This window comes from Mycobacterium sp. M26 (genome assembly GCF_001494595.1).
Taxonomy (GTDB): domain Bacteria; phylum Actinomycetota; class Actinomycetes; order Mycobacteriales; family Mycobacteriaceae; genus Mycobacterium.
The window spans coordinates 841741-860562 of sequence record NZ_LN929907.1 but is presented as its reverse complement, the minus strand read 5'-3'; the positions used below and the strand labels follow the sequence as shown (position 1 = coordinate 860562).

Here is an 18822-nt window from a genome sequence, read left to right as displayed (position 1 = left end):
GCTCGAAAATCCGGGAAGCAGGATCGCCGGCGGATCTACCGTCGGCCCATGAGTGTGGTGACAGATCTCATGGTGTCCAACACAATCCGTGACTACGGCGACCAGGCCCTGCTGCTCGAGTGCGAGTCGGCGGACGAGGTGCTGGCACTGACCTCGGCACTACACCGCGATCCGATTCCCGGCGTGCTCGACGTCGTTCCCGGCGCCCGCACCGTCCTGGTCAAGCTGGCCGGGTCGCACGTGCAGGCAACCGTTCGTCAACGCCTGACTGCGCTGGCCGGCGAATACTCCGCCGACGCCACAGGGCACCGTACCGAGGTGGTGATCGACGTCGTCTACGACGGGGCCGACCTGCCGGATGTCGCACGCCACACCGGTCTCGATGTGGCAGCCGTGGTCGAGGCCCACACTGCCACCGCCTGGCGGGTCGGATTCGGCGGATTCGCACCGGGTTTCGCCTATCTGATCGACGGTGACCCACGACTTCGGGTACCGCGCCGAAGCGATCCGCGCACCCGGGTTCCTGCCGGATCAGTAGGCCTGGCAGGAGAATTCAGCGGTATCTACCCCCGCCAATCACCGGGCGGGTGGCAGCTCATCGGGCGCACCGACGCGGTGTTATGGGATATCGACCGTCCGGCGCCTGCCCTGTTGCTGCCCGGTATGTGGGTGCGGTTCCGGGCGGTCTGAGGAGCGACATGATCACCCTGGAGATTCTGCGGACCGGGCCGTTGGCGCTCGTCGAAGACCTCGGCCGCCCCGGCCTGGCGCACATCGGCGTCACCCGCTCAGGTGCCGCCGACCGGCGCTCCCATCGGCTGGCGAACCGCCTGGTGGCCAACCCCGACGACTGCGCCACCGTAGAGGTGATGCTCGGGGGATTCGCCGCCCGCATCCACGGCGGTGACGCCGACATTGCGGTGACCGGCGCGGACACCGATCCTGCTGTCGGAGGAGTTCCGTTCGGCACCAATAGTATTCATCATGTTCGCGACGGTGAGGTGATCTCCCTGGGCGCACCACACGCGGGCGTCCGGTCCTATCTGGCGGTGCGCGGCGGTATCGCCGTGCAGCCGGTGCTCGGCTCCCGCAGCTACGACATGATGTCGGCCATCGGACCCCGGCCGCTGCGCGCCGGCGACGTGCTTCCGGTCGGATCACACACCGACGCCTATCCCGAGCTCGACCAGGCGCCCGTCGCCTCGATCGCCGGTGACCTCCTCGAGTTGCACGTCGTTCCCGGCCCGCGCGACGACTGGTTCACCAATGCCGACGACCTGGTGCACACCGACTGGGTGGCCAGCGACCGCAGCGACCGCGTCGGCACCCGGTTGGTCGGCACGCCGCTGGTCCACCGCTGGCCGGACCGGCAACTGCCCAGCGAGGGCGCCACCCGCGGCGCCATCCAGGTGCCGCCGAACGGCCAGCCGGTGATCCTGGGCCCCGATCACCCGGTGACCGGCGGCTACCCCGTCATCGGCGTGGTCACCGACGCCGACACGGACAAGGTGGCCCAGATCCGCCCGGGCCAGAAGCTGCGGCTGCACTGGACCCGTCCGCGTATTCCAGCGGGACGGCCCGCGGGCTGGTAGAGCTGACGGTGTGCACGCGCAGGTTCACACCGCCCGGCTGATCCACACCAGCGACTTGGACAACGAAACCCGCCAGGACGCCCACCGCATGGTGACCGAAGCGTTCGACGGATTCGCCGAGTTCACCGACGCCGACTGGGAGCATGCACTCGGCGGCATGCACGCCGTGATCGTCCACCGCGGGGCGCTGATCGCGCACGCGGCCGTGGTCCAGCGCCGGATCCTCTATCAGGGCGCCGCCCTGCGGTGCGGGTACGTCGAGGGGGTGGCCGTCCGGGAGGACTGGCGCGGTCAGGGCCTCGGACATGCCGTGATGGACGCCATCGAGCAGGTGATCCGCGGGGCCTACCAACTGGGAGCGCTCAGTGCCAGCCCGGCCGGGGAGAAGATCTACCGTCCCCGCGGCTGGCTGCACTGGCAAGGTCCGACGTCGGTGCTGGCACCGGGCGGACTGACCCGCACCCCGGACGACGACGGATCAATCTACGTCCTGCCGGTCGAGGTGACCATGGATCCCGCAGCCGAGCTGGCCTGTGACTGGCGCGACGGGGACGTCTGGTAGCACCAGCTCCATAACACGCTTTATCTACCTTCGGTCGGCGGCTTCCGACCGGGTCCGAGGCTGACCTGCTTGGATGATCCATAACTGTTGCGGTAGGGCATATTTCGATAGTTCAGCGTTGCGCTGCCCGCAATGGCGCCTTCGCGAAGTGGATGACCGGCCCTCCCGAGCACCTCGGCATTCCTGGAAAGTGGCTGTGAAACCGCTGATCCGGGCCTCTATTGCAGCTATATAATGCCCGTGATATAGATTCCTGGTGGGTATACAGCTGACCGATAACGATGTCAGCGAGTGCGTCGGGGACGTCTTCGATCAGGCCGTGGATCTCACGGCCCGCTTCCTCGCCGATCGCGCCGACTTGAGCACGACGGCCGCGTTCACCTTGAACCGGGTCAACCGCGAGGGCCCGATCAGGCTCACCACCCTGGCCAGCCGGGAAGGCATCAGCCAGCCGTCGATGACGCAGTTGGTCCAGAGGCTGGAGCGCGCGGGGCTGGTGACCCGGCTCCCCGATCCCGACGACGGGCGGGCGGCTCTGATCGACATCACCGATGCCGGAACAACACTGCTCGACGAACGACGCCGCCAGCGCCGGGAACGCCTGGCCCCGTTGCTCGCCAGCCTCAGCCCCGAAGAGCAGTGCGCACTGTGGCATTCGGCCCAGGTGGTTCTGCCCCTCATCCACAAACTGGCCGCACAGGCCGACAGAGCGGCCACCGAATAGCTCCGGCAACCGACTCTTTTTGGCGAAAGGCATTGACATGAAGGCGGTTCCGGTGGCCCGCGTCCTGAAGAAGGTGTGGATTCCGCTGGTGTTGATCGTGGTGCTGGCGGTCTCGGGACTGGTGGTATCGCGGCTGCACAAGATGTTCGCATCCCAGGATCTCAACGCCGGCGCGGGCGCGGGTATCGAGATCGTTCAGTTCAACCCCAAGGTTCTGGTCTACGACGTCTACGGCGCGCCGGGCAGCACCGCCCAGATCAGTTACTTCGACCCGGAGGCCAACGTGCATCTGATCACCGCTCCGCTGCCATGGTCGATCACTCTGTCGACCACGCTGCCCGCCGTCAGCGCCAGCCTGATGGCGCAGGCCGATGGTGATCAGATCGGATGCCGGGTGACGGTGAACGGCGTTGTACGCGAGGAACAATCGGCTGACGGCGTGAATGCCCAGACCTACTGCCTGGTGAAGTCCGCATGACCCACACGATCACCGCCCCGGAGTCCGGCAGTCACCAGAAGCGTCCGGTACTGCCCCACCTGATCCGCATCCTCGCGCTGCCGATCGTGCTGTTCTGGATCGCGGTCGCCGTCGTGGTCAACGTGGTGGCACCGCAGCTCGAGGTCGTCGGGGAAATGCACTCGGCACCGATGGCACCCAACGACGCTCCGTCGATGGTCGCGATGAAGCGGATGGGCTCGGAGTTCCAGGAGTTCAACTCCAACAGCACGATCATGATCGTCATCGAAGGTCAGCAGCCGCTGGGTCAGGACGCCCACGACTACTACGACGAGATCATCCGCAAGCTGCGCCAGGACCCCGAGCACATCCAGCACATCCAGGACTTCTGGGGTGACACGCTGACAGCCGCGGGTGCCCAGAGCGCCGACGGCAAAGCGGCCTACGTGATGCTGAATCTGGCCGGCGAACAGGGCCAGACGCTGGCCAACGAAGGCGTCCAGGCGGTGCGCAAGGTCATCGCCGACACGAAAGCCCCACCGGGAGTTCAGGCCTACGTCGCCGGGCCGGCAGCGCTCACCGACGATCTGCACGTCATCGGCAACGCCAGCCTCGCCGAGATCACCCTGATCACCCTCCTGGCGATCGCGGGCATGCTGCTGGTGGTCTACCGGTCGATCCGTACCACCCTCATCCAGCTGTTCCTGACCTTCCTGGCACTGCTCACCGCGCGCGGGGTGGTGGCACTGCTGGCCACCCACGGCGCCTTCGGGCTGACCACGTTCGCCGGGAACATCCTGACCATGCTCGCCATCGCGGCGGCAACCGATTACGGCATCTTCATCTTCGGCCGGTACCGCGAGGATCGCGGCATGGGACTGGACCGCGACGAGTCCTATTACGCCACTTTCAAATCCGTGGCCCCCGTCATCGTGGGGTCCGGTCTGACCATCGCGGGCGCGACCTACTGCCTGAGCTTCGCCCGGCTGCCCTACTTCTACACCATGGGCGCACCGGTGGCGATCGGCATGCTGGTCGTGGTGGCGATCGCCGCCACCCTGGGTCCGGCCGTCCTCTATCTGGGCAGCCGCGTTGGACTCTACGAGTCCAAGCGCCCGCCGCAGAGCAGGTTCTGGCGCCGGGTCGGTACCGCTGTGGTGCGCTGGCCCGCACCGATTTTCGTGGCCAGCCTGTTCGTGGTGCTGATCGGTCTCGTCGCGATCCCCGGCTACAAGCCGGCCTACAACGATCGCTACTACCTGCCGAAGGACGCACCGGTCAACATCGGATTCGCTGCGGCTGACCGGCATTTCACCCAGGCCAGGATGAACCCCGACATCATGATGATCGAGGCCGACCACGATATGCGTAATCCCGCCGACATGCTGGTGCTCAACAAGGTGGCCAGCAATGTCATGCACACCGACGGGATCGCGATGGTGCAGAGCATCACCCGGCCGCTGGGCATCCCGATCCAGCACAGCTCGATACCGTTCCAGACCAGCGTGGCCGGTCAGACCACCAACATGAACCTGCCTTTCCAGCAGGATCAGCTGGCCAATCAGCTCAAGACCGTCGACGCGATGAACACCTCGATCGATATCCTGGAGAAGCAATACCAGTTGTCACTCAAGCAAACTCAGCTCACCCAGGACTCGGCGGCCAAGTCCGAGGACCTACTGGAGACCACCAAGGAACTGCGCGACAACATCGCCAACTTCGACGACCAGTTCCGGCCGTTGCGCAACTACTTCTACTGGGAACCGCACTGTTTCGACATCCCGCTGTGTGCGGCGACGAAGTCCCTCTTCGACTCGCTGGACGGAATCGACGAGGTCACCGACAAAACCCAGGCGGTGCAGGGCAACACCGATCAGCTGGCCAGCCTGGCGCCACAGCTGACCGCGCTGCTGCCACAGACGATCGCGTCGATGAAAGTCAGCCGGGATCTGGCACTGGCCTCCTACAACAACCAGAAGGCGCTGCTGGATCAGATGCAGGCCAGCAACGACACCGCGCTGGCCATGGGCTCCAGCTTCGACCAGGCCAAGAACGACGACCTGTTCTTCCTGCCGCCGGAGGCGTTCCAAAACCCGGACTTTCAGCGTGGTCTGAAGATGTTCATGTCCCCGGACGGCAAGGCCGCCCGGATGTTCATCACCCACGAGGGTGATCCGGCGACCGTCAACGGCATCGCCCGGGTCGACTCCGAACGCAAGGCCGCCCAAGAGGCACTCAAGATGTCGTCGCTGTCCAACGCCAAGGTGTATCTCGGCGGCGTCGCGGCGACCTACAAGGACATGTCCGACGGTGCCCGGTATGACCTGCTGATCGCCGTGGTGTCATCGCTGACGCTGATCTTCATGATCATGCTGATCCTGACCCGCAGTGTGGTGGCCGCACTGGTGATCGTGGGTACCGCGGGCTCCTCGATCGCCGCGTCCTTCGGTATCTCGGTGCTGATCTGGCAGGACCTGTTCGGCATCCAGGTGCAGTGGCTGGTCATGCTGATGTCGGTCATCATCCTGCTGGCCGTCGGCTCGGACTACAACCTGCTGCTGGTCTCGCGGTTCAAGGACGAAATCCATGCCGGGCTCAAGACCGGCATCATCCGGTCGATGGCGGGCACCGGTGGTGTGGTGACCTCGGCCGGGCTGGTGTTCGCCGCGACCATGGCGGGCATGATGTTCAGCCAGTTGACGGTGCTGGCCCAGATGGGGTCGACCATCGCCATCGGTCTGCTGATCGACACCTTCATCGTGCGCTCACTGCTGATGCCGTCGATCGCGACCATGCTGGGCCGGTGGTTCTGGTGGCCGCAGGTGGTCTACCCACGCGGAGACAACCACTTCCGGGCCCGTCGGTCCACACCGCCGCCGAGCGACGTGGATACCGCGGAGCTACCCGCCAGGGCCTAGTTACTGCCAGCGGCCGAGGATTTCGCGGGCCCGCACCGCCAGTGCGGCCTGCCAGAACGGTCCGAAGCTGATCCGTCCCACGCCCAGCGGCCCGAACCGGGCCGGATCGTCGGCCTCCGGCAGGGCGATCGCGTTGATCGGCAGCGGCAGTTCGGTGGCCAGCCGGCGCAGGGTGTCGTCGTCGTGGCGGCCCACGGGATAGAGAACGTCGGCGCCGGCATCGGCGGCCTCGGTGAGTCGGGCGATGGCACGGTCCACCCGATCGGCGGCGTCGCCGTCCTGGCGCAGGAACAGATCGGTTCGGGCATTGACCACAACGTGCACGCCGGCGGCGTCGGCGGCACCGCGCAGGGCGCCCACCAGTTCGGCGTGTTCGGCCGCCGAGCGCAGCCGGCCGCCCTCGGAGTGCACGGTGTCCTCGATGTTGAGGCCGACCGCCCCGACGCTCAGCAGGCCGTCGATCAGACGCGCGGCAGGCAGCCCGTACCCGGACTCGATGTCGACCGAGATCGGCGCATCGACCGCCGCGGTGATCTGCGCGACGCGGGCCAGCAGGTCCTCGAAGGTCATGCCCTCGTTGTCCGGCTTGCCAATGGAGTCGGCGACCGGGTGACTGCCGACGGTCAGCGCGCTGAATCCGGCGTCGACGGCGAGCTTGGCCGACCAGGCATCCCACACGGTCGGCAGGACCACCGGGTTGCCGGGCTGATGCAGGGCCAACAAGGTCTGGGCGCGTTCGGCGAGGATCTTCGGGTCGGTCATGGCGGCAGTCCTTCTCTCGAATGGTTTCGGGTGGTGCAACACGGCCCTGGACAGACCCTTACCGGACGTGACTTGTCTCACGTTTGCTTCGGGACGTGGCTAACATCGGGTGTCGTACTGTGATTCGTAACACCTTCAGCCCCGAGGAGGTCTGTTGTCCACCACGACGGAATTGACCGAACTGCACCATCTGATCGGCGGCCTGCGGCGGTGTGTGTCGTCCCTCAAGGCCAAATACGGCGACTCTCCGGCAATGCGCCGAATCGTCAACGACACCGAGCGAATCCTCAATGACGTCGAGCTTCTCGATATCGACGCCAATGAGCTCGAGCTCAGCCAGCAAACGATTGTCGTGTCCGGCGAGAAGATCCCGATCCCCGACACCCCGTACGACACCGCCTTCTGGCGCGACGTCGATGACGAGGGTGTCGGCGGGCACAACCGTCGTTGAGACCCACTTTTCATCGGGTGCCGTGATCTAGGTACCCTCCGAACAGTTCATGCGAAGGGGATCACAGTAGATGAGCGCACCTGCGGGTAACCGCCCTGCGACCGGCGTCTTCTCGCCGGGTCGCGCCCAGATAGCGCAGCGCACGCTGCGGACCGACAACTGGCTGAAGTCACCGATCCTGACGGACCTGGGCTTCGCGGCGTTCATCATCTACGCGACGGTGCGTGCCTTCCAGCGGGACCACTTCTTCGTCCCGGAGTACCACTACCTCACGCCGTTCTACTCGCCGTGTCTGAGCAAGGCGTGTGGTGAGGCCAGTGACTTCTGGCCGCAGATCCTGCCCGCCACCGGGCCGCTGTCGTTCCTCCCGTACGCCTTGCTGTCGCTGCCGTTCCTGCTGCTGTTCCGGCTGACCTGCTACTACTACCGCGGCGCCTACTACCGCTCGGTGTGGCAGTCCCCGACCGCCTGCGCCGTCGCCGAGCCGCATGCGAAATACACTGGCGAGACCCGCTTCCCGCTGATCATCCAGAACACCCACCGGTACTTCTTCTATATCGCCGGCATCATCTCGCTGATCAACACCTACGACGCCATCGTCGCCTTCCACTCCGACAAGACCGCCAGCGGTTTCGGATTCGGCCTGGGCAACATCATCCTGGTGGTCAACGTGATCCTGCTGTGGGTCTACACGCTGTCCTGCCATTCCTGCCGGCACGTCACCGGCGGCCGGCTCAAGCACTTCTCCAAGCACCCGGTCCGCTACTGGATCTGGACCCAGGTCAGCAGGCTGAACACCCGGCACAAGCTGTACGCCTGGATCACCCTCGGCACCCTGATGCTCACCGACTTCTACGTCATGCTCGTGGCCAGTGGGACCATCTCTGACCTGAGATTCATTGGCTGACAAGCAATTTTCTACAAATAGTTTGAGTGAGGACAGCATGACGGTGGAAGTCGAACGGCATTCCTACGACGTGGTCGTGATCGGAGCCGGCGGCGCGGGCCTACGAGCGGTCATCGAGGCCCGGGAGCGGGGCCTGCGGGTTGCCGTGGTGACGAAGTCGCTCTTCGGCAAGGCCCACACCGTCATGGCCGAAGGTGGCTGCGCCGCGGCGATGCGCAACGTCAACACCAAGGACAGCTGGCAGGTGCACTTCGGTGACACCATGCGCGGCGGCAAGTTCCTCAACAACTGGCGGATGGCCGAGCTGCATGCGCAGGAAGCACCCGACCGGGTGTGGGAGCTGGAGACCTACGGTGCGCTGTTCGACCGCACCAAGGACGGCAAGATCAGCCAGCGCAACTTCGGCGGCCACACCTACCCGCGGCTGGCGCACGTCGGTGACCGCACCGGCCTGGAGATCATCCGCACCCTGCAGCAGAAGATCGTCTCGCTGCAGCAGGAGGACAAGAAGGAACTCGGCGACTACGAGGCCCGGATCAAGGTCTTCCACGAGTGCTCGATCACCGATCTGATCAAGGACGGCGACGCGATCGCCGGCGCGTTCGGGTACTGGCGCGAGACGGGCAAGTTCATCCTGTTCGAGACGCCGGCCGTGGTGCTCGCCACCGGCGGTATCGGCAAGTCCTTCAAGGTCTCGTCGAACTCCTGGGAGTACACCGGCGACGGCCACGCGCTGGCTCTGCGCGCGGGTTCCGGCCTGATCAACATGGAGTTCATCCAGTTCCACCCGACCGGCATGGTCTGGCCGCTGTCGGTGAAGGGCATCCTGGTCACCGAGGGTGTACGTGGTGACGGCGGGGTTCTGAAGAACTCCGAGGGCAAGCGCTTCATGTTCGACTACATCCCCGATGTCTTCAAGGGGCAGTACGCCGAGACCGAAGCGGAAGCCGACCAGTGGCTCAAGGACAACGACTCGGCCCGCCGCACGCCTGACCTGTTGCCCCGCGACGAGGTGGCCCGCGCCATCAACGACGAGGTGAAGGCCGGCCGCGGCAGCCCACACGGCGGCGTCTACCTCGATATCGCGTCGCGCATGACGCCCGAGGAGATCAAGAAGCGGCTGCCGTCGATGTACCACCAGTTCATCGAGCTGGCCGAGGTCGACATCACCAAGGACATGATGGAGGTCGGGCCGACCTGCCATTACGTCATGGGCGGCATCGAGGTCGATCCGGACACCGGCGCCGGCGCCACCCCCGGCCTGTTCGCCGCGGGCGAGTGCTCCGGCGGTATGCACGGTTCCAACCGCCTCGGCGGTAACTCGCTCTCCGACCTGCTGGTCTTCGGCCGGCGCGCCGGCCTGGGCGCCTCCGACTACGTGCGGGCCCTGTCGCAGCGGCCCGCGGTGTCCGACGAGGCGGTCGAGGAGGCCACCAAGCTGGCGCTGGCGCCGTTCGAGCCGAAGGCCAACGCCGAGAACCCTTACACCCTGCATGCCGAGCTGCAGCAGTCCATGAACGACCTCGCGGGCATCATCCGCAAGGAGGGCGAACTGCTCGAGGCATTGGCCAAGATCGACGAACTCAAGGCGCGTTACGCCAACGTCGTCGTCGAGGGCGGCCGGGTCTTCAACCCCGGCTGGCACCTGGCGATCGACCTGCGCAACATGCTGCTGGTCAGCGAGTGTGTGGCCAAGGCTGCGCTGGCGCGTACCGAGAGCCGTGGCGGGCACACCCGTGACGACTTCCCCAAGATGGATTCGCACTGGCGCAACAAGCTGCTGGTCTGCCGGGTGGCACCCGGCGACGAGATCGTGCCTGACGTCACGGTCACCCCTGAGCAGCAGCCGGTCATGCGACCTGATCTGCTGGCCACGTTTGAGCTGTCCGAGCTGGAGAAGTACTACACCGAGGATCAACTCGCCGAGCACCCGGACCGGAAGGGCTGAGAATGGCTGCTTACGACGCAAAACTGCGGGTGTGGCGCGGTGACGAAACCGGCGGCGACCTGCAGGACTACACCGTCGAGGTCAACGACGGCGAGGTGGTGCTCGACATCGTGCACCGGCTGCAGGCTACCCAGGCCGGTGACCTTGCGGTGCGGTGGAACTGCAAGGCCGGCAAGTGCGGTTCCTGTTCGGCCGAGATCAACGGCCGGCCGCGGCTGATGTGCATGACCCGCATGTCGACGTTCGGCCAGGACGAAGTCGTGACCATCACGCCGCTCCGCACCTTCCCGGTGATGCGCGACCTGGTCACGGACGTGTCGTTCAACTACGAGAAGGCGCGCGAGATCCCGTCGTTCACGCCGCCGAAGGACCTGCAGCCCGGTGAGTACCGCATGCAGCAGGAGGATGTGAACCGCAGCCAGGAATTCCGCAAGTGCATCGAGTGCTTCCTGTGCCAGAACGTGTGCCACGTCAACCGTGACCACGAGGAGAACAAGAAGTCCTTCGCCGGTCCGCGTTATCTGATGCGCCAGGCCGAGCTGTCGATGCACCCGCTGGACACCCTGGACCGCCGCGATATGGCCCAGGACGAGAACGGCCTCGGCTTCTGCAACATCACCAAGTGCTGCACCGAGGTGTGCCCCGAGCACATCAAGATCACCGACAACGCGCTGATCCCCATGAAGGAGCGCGTGGCCGACAAGAAGTACGACCCGGTGGTCTGGCTCGGCAACAAATTGTTCCGGCGGGGTTAGGTCCTCTGCAACGAGCGTGAATCCACTGCGAAATCTCTGCTGATTTTTCGCACTGGGTTCACGCTCGTTGCTATCTGGGTAGCCTCGCGCTATGGGAACGACCCACAGCATCAACGAGATTCGCACCGCGATCCGGGAACTGTCGGCCCGCGCCGAGTTGGCCCGGAAAGAGGGTAGGCCCGATGATGCCGCCGAGATCGAGCGGCGCATCGCGGGCTATCGCGACGAACTCGCCGAGCGGCCCTGACGGCCCACTGCCGGTCAGACTGGGCTAGCTGCCCAGTCTGCGAAACGCGCTGCGGTGAAACACGATCGGCGCGACCTCGTCGTGCACGGTGATATCGGTGACCCGCAGGATGACGATGGTGTGATCGCCGGCCGGGATGCGCTGCTCGATAGCGCTCTCCAGCCAGACGCTGGTCCCGTGGATGAACACCGCACCGTTGCGTGACTCGGTCTGCAGGCCGGCGAACCGGTCACCGGTCTTGGCGGCCAGCGTGCGGGCGGCCTGATCGTGGGCCTCACCGAGGACGCTGATCCCCAGCAGCGGCAGGTTCTCCAGCTTGGGCCACGTCTCGGAGGTGTTCTGCACGCAGAACGACACCAGCGGCGGGTCCAGCGACACCGGCACGAAGGTGCTGGCGGCCAGGCCGATGCGGGTGCCGTCGACTTCTGCGGCGATCGCGATGACGCCGGAGGGGAAATGCCCGAAGGCCTCGCGCAACGAGGCGGGGCTCAGATCCGTACCACTCATAACGACTTCATCCTCACACGCAGCACGCCGGCACGCCGAGCCTCCAAATCATGGTGAATCGAGGTTAATCCGTCGACCACCGTTGGGCCTCCACGTGTCCCGGCAGTTGGGGATGCAGCGGAACCTCGAGACCGTCGTAGACACCCGGCTTCTGTTCGGCCAGCCACCCGATGGCGCCGAGCAGCCGGTTGGCGGCCGTGGTGTTGCCGCCGTCGGCCCGGGTCCCGCCCGGCACGTCGGCGCGCACGACGATGCTCAACTGCGGGTCACCGTCGATGATCACCCGGTGGTCGCCGACACCCTCGTCGGGCTGCGGCCAGTCCGGTGCGCAGGCGGGATCGACCCGGGTGATGTGGTCGATGACGATCCGCTCGCGGCCGCCCGAGTGCCCGATGATCTTGAGCCAGAAAGCTCCCTGGGTGCCTGCCTCGAACCGGCCCATGGCGGTGTCGACGGCCGCGTCCAGCGGACGCCGCTCGACCTCCTCGGTGATCTCGTCGATCTCCAGCCCGAGGCCACGACCGATGAGCCGGATGTTGCCGCCCCAGATCATGGTCGGTACCGACGGCAGCAGCATCATCGGCACGTCGTCCATGGGCTGGCCGAATCCGCACAGCACGCGGACGGCATGTTCCTGGTCGTAGGTGGAGTAGTCGAAGATCTCTTGACAGTGAATGGTCCGGATGCGCGTGCACAGGCCGGCCGCCACCACCGCCAGTGCGTCGTTGGCCCAGCCCGGGTCGACACCACTGACCAGGATGCCCGCCCCGCCGGCCTCGGCCGCTGCCGACAACCTGGCCGCCAGTTCGGCGGGTGCCAGCCCGGGTCGACACCACTGACCAGGATGCCCGCCCCGCCGGCCTCGGCCGCTGCCGACAACCTGGCCGCCAGTTCGGCGGGTGCCGATGCGGGATCGTAGAGGGAGTACAGCGACGGCGTCACGACGTGACAGCCGGCCTGCAGGCAGCGCTCGATGTCGGCCAGCGCGTCGTCGGGGCGGACGTCGCCGGAAGCCATGTAGGCCACGGCGTCGCAGCCGTCCAATACGGCGTCGACGTCATCGGTGGCCGTCACTCCCGTTGGCTCCGGCAACCCGGCGAAGTCGGCAGCATCGGAGCCGATCTTGGCCGGCGACGAGGTGATCAGGCCCGTCAGCGTCAGCCCCGGAAAGGCGACCGCGGAGCGGATCGCGGTAGCACCCATATTGCCCGTTCCCCACACCGCGACTCGCTGCATTCCGCCACCGTAACCGGCCATCGGCAGCCTGATCGTGACAGGTATCACACAGTGGGAACACCCCAGGTCAAGCAGCGAAAACGCGGCGAAACGGGCTCCCGATCAACCACTGGGTTGCCTCGCCGGCCAAATCCTCGTCACACCGTCTTGCGTTCAAGTTACCGAGCGGTATAGTTGCCGTGTTACTGGTGGGTAACTTAGAGCCAAGTACCCAACCCGAAAAGTGGCATTCTCATCGAGGAGGAACAGTGAGCCACTACAAGAGCAACGTACGCGACCAGGAGTTCAACCTCTTCGAGGTGCTCGGCCTGGACAAGGTCTTCGGCGAGGGCGAGTACAGCGACCTCGACCCCGACACCGTGCGCGAGATGCTGGCCGAGTCGGCCCGCCTCTGTGAAGGGCCCGTCGCGGCGTCCTTCGTCGACGGTGACCGCAATCCCCCGGTCTTCGACCCGAACACCCATACCGTGACCCTGCCCGAGTCGTTCAAGAAGTCGGTGCAGGCGTTCATCGACGGTGGCTGGGACAAGGTCGGTATTCCGGAGTCGCTCGGCGGTATGCCGATGCCCCGGATTCTGGTGTGGGCCATCCATGAGCACGTGCTGGGCGCCAACCCCGCGGTCTGGATGTACGGCGGCGGCGCCGGATTCGCCAACATCCTGCACCACCTGGGCACCGACGAGCAGAAGAAGTGGGCCGAGCTGGCCGCCGAGCGCGGCTGGGGCGCCACCATGGTGCTGACCGAGCCGGACGCCGGTTCCGATGTCGGCGCCGGCCGGACCAAGGCTGTCCAGCAGGCCGACGGCTCGTGGCACATCGACGGTGTGAAGCGGTTCATCACGTCCGCGGACTCTGACGACCTGTTCGAGAACATCTTCCACCTGGTGCTGGCCCGCCCCGAGGGCGCAGGCCCCGGCACCAAGGGTCTGTCGCTGTTCTTCGTGCCGAAGTTCCTCTTCGATCCCGAGACCGGTGAGCCCGGCGAGCGTAACGGCGTCTTCGTCACCAACGTCGAACACAAGATGGGCCTGAAGGTTTCGGCCACCTGCGAGCTCACCATGGGTCAGCACGGCGTCCCGGCCAAGGGCTGGCTCGTCGGCGAGGTGCACGACGGCATCGCGCAGATGTTCGACGTCATCGAGCAGGCTCGAATGATGGTGGGCACCAAGGCCATTTCGACCCTGTCGACCGGTTACCTCAACGCCCTGGAGTACGCCAAGGAGCGCGTGCAGGGCGCCGATCTGACCCAGATGACCGACAAGACCGCGCCGCGCGTCACGATCACCCATCACCCGGACGTCCGCCGCAGCCTGATGACCCAGAAGGCCTACGCCGAGGGCGGCCGCGCGCTGTACCTCTACACCGCGAGCTACCAGGACGCGGCGCTGGCCAAGGCCGTGCACGGCGTCGACGCCGAGCTGGCCGCCAAGGTCAACGACCTGCTGCTGCCGATCGTCAAGGGCTGCGGCTCCGAGCAGGCCTACGCCAAGCTCACCGAGAGCCTGCAGACCTTCGGTGGCTCCGGCTTCCTGCAGGACTACCCGGTTGAGCAGTACATCCGCGACGCCAAGATCGACTCGCTCTACGAAGGCACCACCGCCATCCAGGCGCAGGACTTCTTCTTCCGGAAGATCGTCCGCGACAAGGGCGTTGCGCTGGGCCACGTGGCCGGCCAGATCGGCGAGTTCATCAAGAACGAGTCCGGTAACGGCCGCCTGAAGACCGAGCGCGAGCTGCTGGCCAAGGCGCTCGAGGACGTCCAGGGCATGGCGGCGACCATGACCGGTTACCTGATGGCCGCGCAGGAGGATCCGCAGTCCATCTACAAGGTGGGCCTGGCCTCGGTGCGCTTCCTGATGAGCGTCGGCGATCTGCTGACCGGCTGGCTGCTGGCGCGCCAGGCTGCGGTGGCGATCGCGGCCCTCGACGCCGGTGCCACCGGTGCCGAGCGTTCGTTCTACGAGGGCAAGATCGCGGTGGCGTCGTTCTTCGCCAAGAACATGCTGCCGCTGCTGACCAGCACGCGTCAGGTCATCGAGACCATCGACAACGAGATCATGGAGCTCGACGAAGCGGCTTTCTGAGCCGTCTGAACACGCGAAACCACACGGCCCCAGGACCTTTCGGTCCCGGGGCCGTGTGCTTACCGGGTCAGTGCCGACGCGCCGAGGAGCCTGCCGCTTTCGACGCGCCTGACGCATGTCGGTCGGCTGTCACAGTCGCTGGCTTGCCGCGAATCCCGTTGCCGTGCGCGCGAACTACCGGACTCTTGGGCCGCACAGCGAGGTACCCCTCGTCGATGACCGGCCGCAGTGACACGTCGATCCGGTCGACGACATCGTCGGGTACCCCGAGCTGCCGTAGCGGCATGGTCAGCGGCAACTGCGCGGTCGGAACGCGGTAGGTGGACGTCGTGCCGCCCATGCTGTTCGTCGTCGTGGTGATGTTCTGCTCCGGAACCGTTGACAGGTCGGAGTCCTGGGCGCGTACGTGTACCGATAGGACCGCCATGACGGCGTTCAGATCGGTCAGCAGATTCCATGGCCGCTGGATCGGATCGGCGAAGGGGTCGTACTGGTTGATGACGACGACGGTGCGGAACCGAGTCTGCGGCATCGGCGCGGGCGTGTAGTCGAGCACCGGAACGTATACGCCGGGCCAGGTTCGCAGCAGGCCGAGGTTGGGGTCGGCGATGAGGATGAACGTGGTGTCCGACGGAATCGTCGGATCGTCGTTCAGATCGGCGGCGGCGCGCTGGACCACCATCGCTCCCTGCGAGGTACCCGCGACGACGATGGGGCCATCGACGTTGTGCGCCAACGCTTTCAGCCTCGCAGTTCCGATCTCGATCGAATCTCCCAGGGTGGGGTCGAGCGGGCCACTGAATGGGCCGATCGAGGCCGGGTAGTCGACGTTGATGAGGGGGGCACCGGCGTAGCGGCCGGCCAGCAACTGGTCTGATGTCATCGGTCCGCTGGGGATCAGGTCACAGTAGGCGAGGCACACCGTTCCGCCGACCCACAGCACGGTGGCCGCATCGGCAGGCGCCGCCAGCAGGATCGCGATCGTCACGAGAAGCGGAATGAGTGCGCTCCTGCGCCGATGGGATCTGGCTCCGCGCGCCATGTGCCGAACACTACGCACCGACGGGAGAACCACGCGTGGCTTGACGTAATCCGGGACCGAGTGGGGACCTTGGTCCCGCCACGCGGCTAGCGCTGACGTTTCGAACCGCCGGTCGACTTGGTGGAGGCGGCGGACCCGCCAGCCTTGGTGGCCGACTTGGTGGTCGAGCGCTTGCGACCCGTCGAACCGGTGTGCAACGCCAGCGACGCGGTCGCCGACACCGATGCCGCGGGGCGGGTCGCCGGCACCGGCTCATAGCCCTGGTCGATGATCGGGCGCAGCTGTGCGTCGATCGCGTCGACGATGTCGTCGGGAACCCCCAAGTCACGCAACGGCATTGTCAGCGGCAGCTTTTCGGTGGGCACGTAGTAGACCGTGGTGGTCCCGCCCTGGCTGTTCGTGGTGGTGGTGATGTTCTCCGCGGGCACCGTCGACAGATCCGTCGTATGCGCGAGCGCGTGGACGTAGTAGATCCCCATCAGGGCGTTGATGACCGTCAGCAGGTTCCACGGCTGGGTGATGGGTTGAGCGAAGCCGTCGTACTGGTTGACCACCACGACGATGTTGAACCGGGTCTCGGGCATATCGATGGGGCTGTAGTCCAGGATCGGGATGTAGACACCGTGCAGGTTGGCGAACAACCCGAAGTTGGGATCGGCGATCAGGACGAACGTGGTGTCCGAGGACACGCTGAGATCGGCATTCATGGCGGCGGCGGCCTGCTGGACCACCATTGCGCCCTGGGACACCCCGATGACCACCAGTGACCCCGAAGCCGTGGCGAGCGCGGTCACGGCCGCCTCCAGGTTGGCCACCCCGTCGGTCACCGAGATCCCCAGAGTCGGATCCAGTACGCCCGTGATCGGCCAGATAGCCGACGGGTACTCGACGGTGGTGATCGTGTCGTCCTCGTAGGCCCCGCCCAGCAAAGGCGCGTCGATCGTGAAGATCTGCGAGAGCACCGCACCGAGCGAGCCACTGGTCCCGGGAACCCACAGCACACTGGACGCATTCACCGGCGCTCCCAGCGCGACGGCGAACGCCACCACCATGCACACAATGCCCCCCGCCCGTCGCGGGGAAGCGCGACGAAGCGGGACGGGGTCCCGACCCATGTAGGCAGACTAATTGGTTCAGCAAACTACGCAACCGCGACGCACAGGGACTGTAATCGGGACCTTGGCCTCTGGTGCGCGGGCAAGCATCAGATAGGTTCAACGGTATGGCAACGCCCGATAACAGCAAAGATGCTGTACCGAGTGCCCCCCGCCCGGACGCCGATAAACCGTCCTCGAGTGGTCCCCTGGCGACGATCGTCGGGCCCTTCACAAAGGCGGGCAGCTACTACGCGCGTTCCTGGGGTGCCTATCTCGACGGTGGGCGCGGCGAGTTACCGGTGGCTCGTCCGACCCTGTCCTTGGCCACCCACGCCCTGCGCGACGAGATCGTGCTCGTCGGGTTGCGCTTGCGTCGTCCGCTGAGCGACGCCACGGTCTACGAGCGAATCAACGCCGAGGTGGCCGACGCTGTCTCGCTCTACGACAAGAAGGGCTGGCTGGCCAAACCAGCGAAGTTTTTCGCCGCGCCGCCGGCCCCCACCGATGTGTCGATCCGGTCATTCACCAACCGCAATCGCACCCACGAGCGGCTGTCGTTCACGAGCGGCTACCAGCCCTATCCGAAGGAGCCGGGCCGCGAGCGCTGGCTGAGCTACCGCGGGAATCACCGCGAGTACGCGCTGATGCTGCGCCATCCCGAGCCGCGGCCGTGGCTGGTGTGCGTACACGGCACCGAGATGGGCCGGGTGGGGCTCGACCTGACCCTGTTCCGGGCCTGGCACCTGCACGAGGACTTCGGCCTCAACGTGGTGTTGCCGGTACTGCCGATGCACGGGCCACGGGCCAAGGGCCTGCCCAAGAACGCTGTCTATCCGGGTGAGGATGTGATGGATGACGTCCACGCGACCGCGCAGGCGGTGTGGGATGTACGACGGGTCATCGCCTGGATTCGCGCCCAGCAGCCCGATGCCCAGATCGGGCTCAACAGCATCTCGCTGGGCGGCTACATCGCCGCCCTCGTGGCCAGCCTCGAGGACGGGTTGTCCTGCGCCATCCTCGGGGTGCCTCCGTCCAACCTGGTGGAGATCCTGGGCCGCCATGCCGGCCTGGACAAGAACGATCCGCGACGCAGGACCCTGGAGCTGGCGGCGCCGATCGGCCGGATGATCTCGCCACTGTCGCTGGAGCCGAAGGTGGCTCCGGCAGGTCGATTCATCTACGCGGGTGTCGCCGACCGGATCGTGCATCCGCGCGAGCAGGTGCTGCAGCTGTGGGAACACTGGGGACGGCCCGACATCGGTTGGTACCACGGCGGGCACACGGGATTCTTCCAGGCTCGGCCGGTGCAGCGATTCGTGGATGCCGCACTGGTTCAGTCGGGTCTCGTCGACAAAAAATAATGACCGCCGCTGGACTCCCCTCTCTCCAGCGGCGGTCCTTCATCCGTGTCAATAAAGGCCCGGATAAAGAGGATGCCCCGTGTTGCCGTCGGGTCGGGGGGTCAGACGGCAACACGGAGCTATCCGGTACATCGGGTACCCGAGACGGGGCGTTACAAACTCCGCCAACTTT

The 18822-nt window shown here is 66.0% G+C and carries 17 protein-coding genes and 1 pseudogene; 13 read left to right on the top strand and 5 right to left on the bottom strand.

Features of this window, described 5'->3' with window-relative positions:
• Window positions 1–48: 48 nt before the first annotated feature.
• The 6 genes from BN3385_RS04160 (at window position 49) to BN3385_RS04135 (ending at window position 6253) form a co-directional block, all read left to right on the top strand.
• Entirely contained in the window at window positions 49–690 is a 642-nt protein-coding gene (locus BN3385_RS04160; RefSeq protein WP_059015307.1) for a 5-oxoprolinase subunit B family protein, read from the top strand.
• 8 nt (window positions 691–698) lie between these two features.
• A complete protein-coding gene (locus BN3385_RS04155) occupies window positions 699–1592 on the top strand; it encodes a 5-oxoprolinase/urea amidolyase family protein (RefSeq protein WP_059016374.1) in 894 nt (297 codons plus the stop codon).
• A gap of 10 nt (window positions 1593–1602) precedes the next feature.
• Window positions 1603–2154 carry a GNAT family N-acetyltransferase gene (locus tag BN3385_RS04150; protein ID WP_059015305.1) on the top strand — a complete coding sequence of 184 codons (552 nt, stop codon included), beginning with the start codon at window positions 1603–1605 and terminating at the stop codon, window positions 2152–2154.
• A 256-nt stretch (window positions 2155–2410) separates the two neighbouring features.
• Window positions 2411–2878, top strand: a complete 468-nt coding sequence (locus tag BN3385_RS04145) for a MarR family winged helix-turn-helix transcriptional regulator (protein WP_231748623.1) — start codon at window positions 2411–2413, stop codon at window positions 2876–2878.
• A 37-nt stretch (window positions 2879–2915) separates the two neighbouring features.
• Window positions 2916–3356 carry an MmpS family transport accessory protein gene (locus BN3385_RS04140; protein WP_059015303.1) on the top strand — a complete coding sequence of 147 codons (441 nt, stop codon included), beginning with the start codon at window positions 2916–2918 and terminating at the stop codon, window positions 3354–3356.
• Window positions 3353–6253 carry an MMPL/RND family transporter gene (locus tag BN3385_RS04135; protein WP_059015300.1) on the top strand — a complete coding sequence of 967 codons (2901 nt, stop codon included), beginning with the start codon at window positions 3353–3355 and terminating at the stop codon, window positions 6251–6253. Before BN3385_RS04140 ends, BN3385_RS04135 begins: the two co-directional genes overlap by 4 nt.
• Here the strand turns inward: BN3385_RS04135 and BN3385_RS04130 are convergent, their stop codons facing one another.
• Entirely contained in the window at window positions 6254–7015 is a 762-nt protein-coding gene (locus tag BN3385_RS04130; RefSeq protein WP_059015298.1) for an isocitrate lyase/PEP mutase family protein, read from the bottom strand. It abuts the gene before it with no gap.
• A 154-nt stretch (window positions 7016–7169) separates the two neighbouring features.
• Here BN3385_RS04130 and BN3385_RS04125 point away from each other — a divergent pair, with 154 nt between their 5' ends.
• The 5 genes from BN3385_RS04125 to BN3385_RS28515 all read left to right on the top strand — a co-directional run bounded on the left by BN3385_RS04125 (window position 7170) and on the right by BN3385_RS28515 (window position 11323).
• On the top strand, window positions 7170–7466 hold the full coding sequence (locus tag BN3385_RS04125) for an Rv0250c family protein (RefSeq protein ID WP_059015296.1): 297 nt from the start codon (window positions 7170–7172) through the stop codon (window positions 7464–7466).
• Between the two features lie 70 nt (window positions 7467–7536).
• A complete protein-coding gene (gene sdhC, locus BN3385_RS04120; protein WP_059015294.1) occupies window positions 7537–8373 on the top strand; it encodes a succinate dehydrogenase subunit SdhC in 837 nt (278 codons plus the stop codon).
• A gap of 37 nt (window positions 8374–8410) precedes the next feature.
• Entirely contained in the window at window positions 8411–10321 is a 1911-nt protein-coding gene (locus BN3385_RS04115) for a fumarate reductase/succinate dehydrogenase flavoprotein subunit (RefSeq protein ID WP_059015292.1), read from the top strand.
• A 2-nt stretch (window positions 10322–10323) separates the two neighbouring features.
• A complete protein-coding gene (locus BN3385_RS04110; protein WP_059015290.1) occupies window positions 10324–11076 on the top strand; it encodes a succinate dehydrogenase/fumarate reductase iron-sulfur subunit in 753 nt (250 codons plus the stop codon).
• A 91-nt stretch (window positions 11077–11167) separates the two neighbouring features.
• On the top strand, window positions 11168–11323 hold the full coding sequence (locus tag BN3385_RS28515; RefSeq protein WP_197415118.1) for a hypothetical protein: 156 nt from the start codon (window positions 11168–11170) through the stop codon (window positions 11321–11323).
• Window positions 11324–11347: 24 nt separating this feature from the next.
• On the opposite strand, the gene BN3385_RS04105 is transcribed toward BN3385_RS28515, so the two are convergent.
• Entirely contained in the window at window positions 11348–11830 is a 483-nt protein-coding gene (locus BN3385_RS04105; RefSeq protein WP_059015288.1) for a flavin reductase family protein, read from the bottom strand.
• Window positions 11831–11894: 64 nt separating this feature from the next.
• Window positions 11895–13066 (bottom strand): annotated as a pseudogene (locus BN3385_RS04100) (NAD(P)H-dependent amine dehydrogenase family protein).
• Window positions 13067–13314: 248 nt separating this feature from the next.
• Between BN3385_RS04100 and BN3385_RS04095 the strand changes: the two are divergent.
• Window positions 13315–15150, top strand: coding sequence for an acyl-CoA dehydrogenase (locus tag BN3385_RS04095; RefSeq protein ID WP_059015286.1), 1836 nt, complete (start codon window positions 13315–13317; stop codon window positions 15148–15150).
• 67 nt (window positions 15151–15217) lie between these two features.
• Here BN3385_RS04095 and BN3385_RS04090 read toward each other — a convergent pair whose 3' ends face one another.
• Window positions 15218–16138, bottom strand: a complete 921-nt coding sequence (locus BN3385_RS04090) for a PE-PPE domain-containing protein (protein ID WP_059015285.1) — start codon at window positions 16136–16138, stop codon at window positions 15218–15220.
• A gap of 140 nt (window positions 16139–16278) precedes the next feature.
• Window positions 16279–17307: a PE-PPE domain-containing protein gene (locus BN3385_RS04085; RefSeq protein WP_082690272.1), complete on the bottom strand. Its 1029-nt coding sequence runs from the start codon at window positions 17305–17307 to the stop codon at window positions 16279–16281.
• A 107-nt stretch (window positions 17308–17414) separates the two neighbouring features.
• On the opposite strand from BN3385_RS04085, the gene BN3385_RS04080 reads away from it, so the two are divergent.
• On the top strand, window positions 17415–18650 hold the full coding sequence (locus BN3385_RS04080) for an alpha/beta hydrolase family protein (RefSeq protein WP_059015281.1): 1236 nt from the start codon (window positions 17415–17417) through the stop codon (window positions 18648–18650).
• Window positions 18651–18822: the final 172 nt, after the last annotated feature.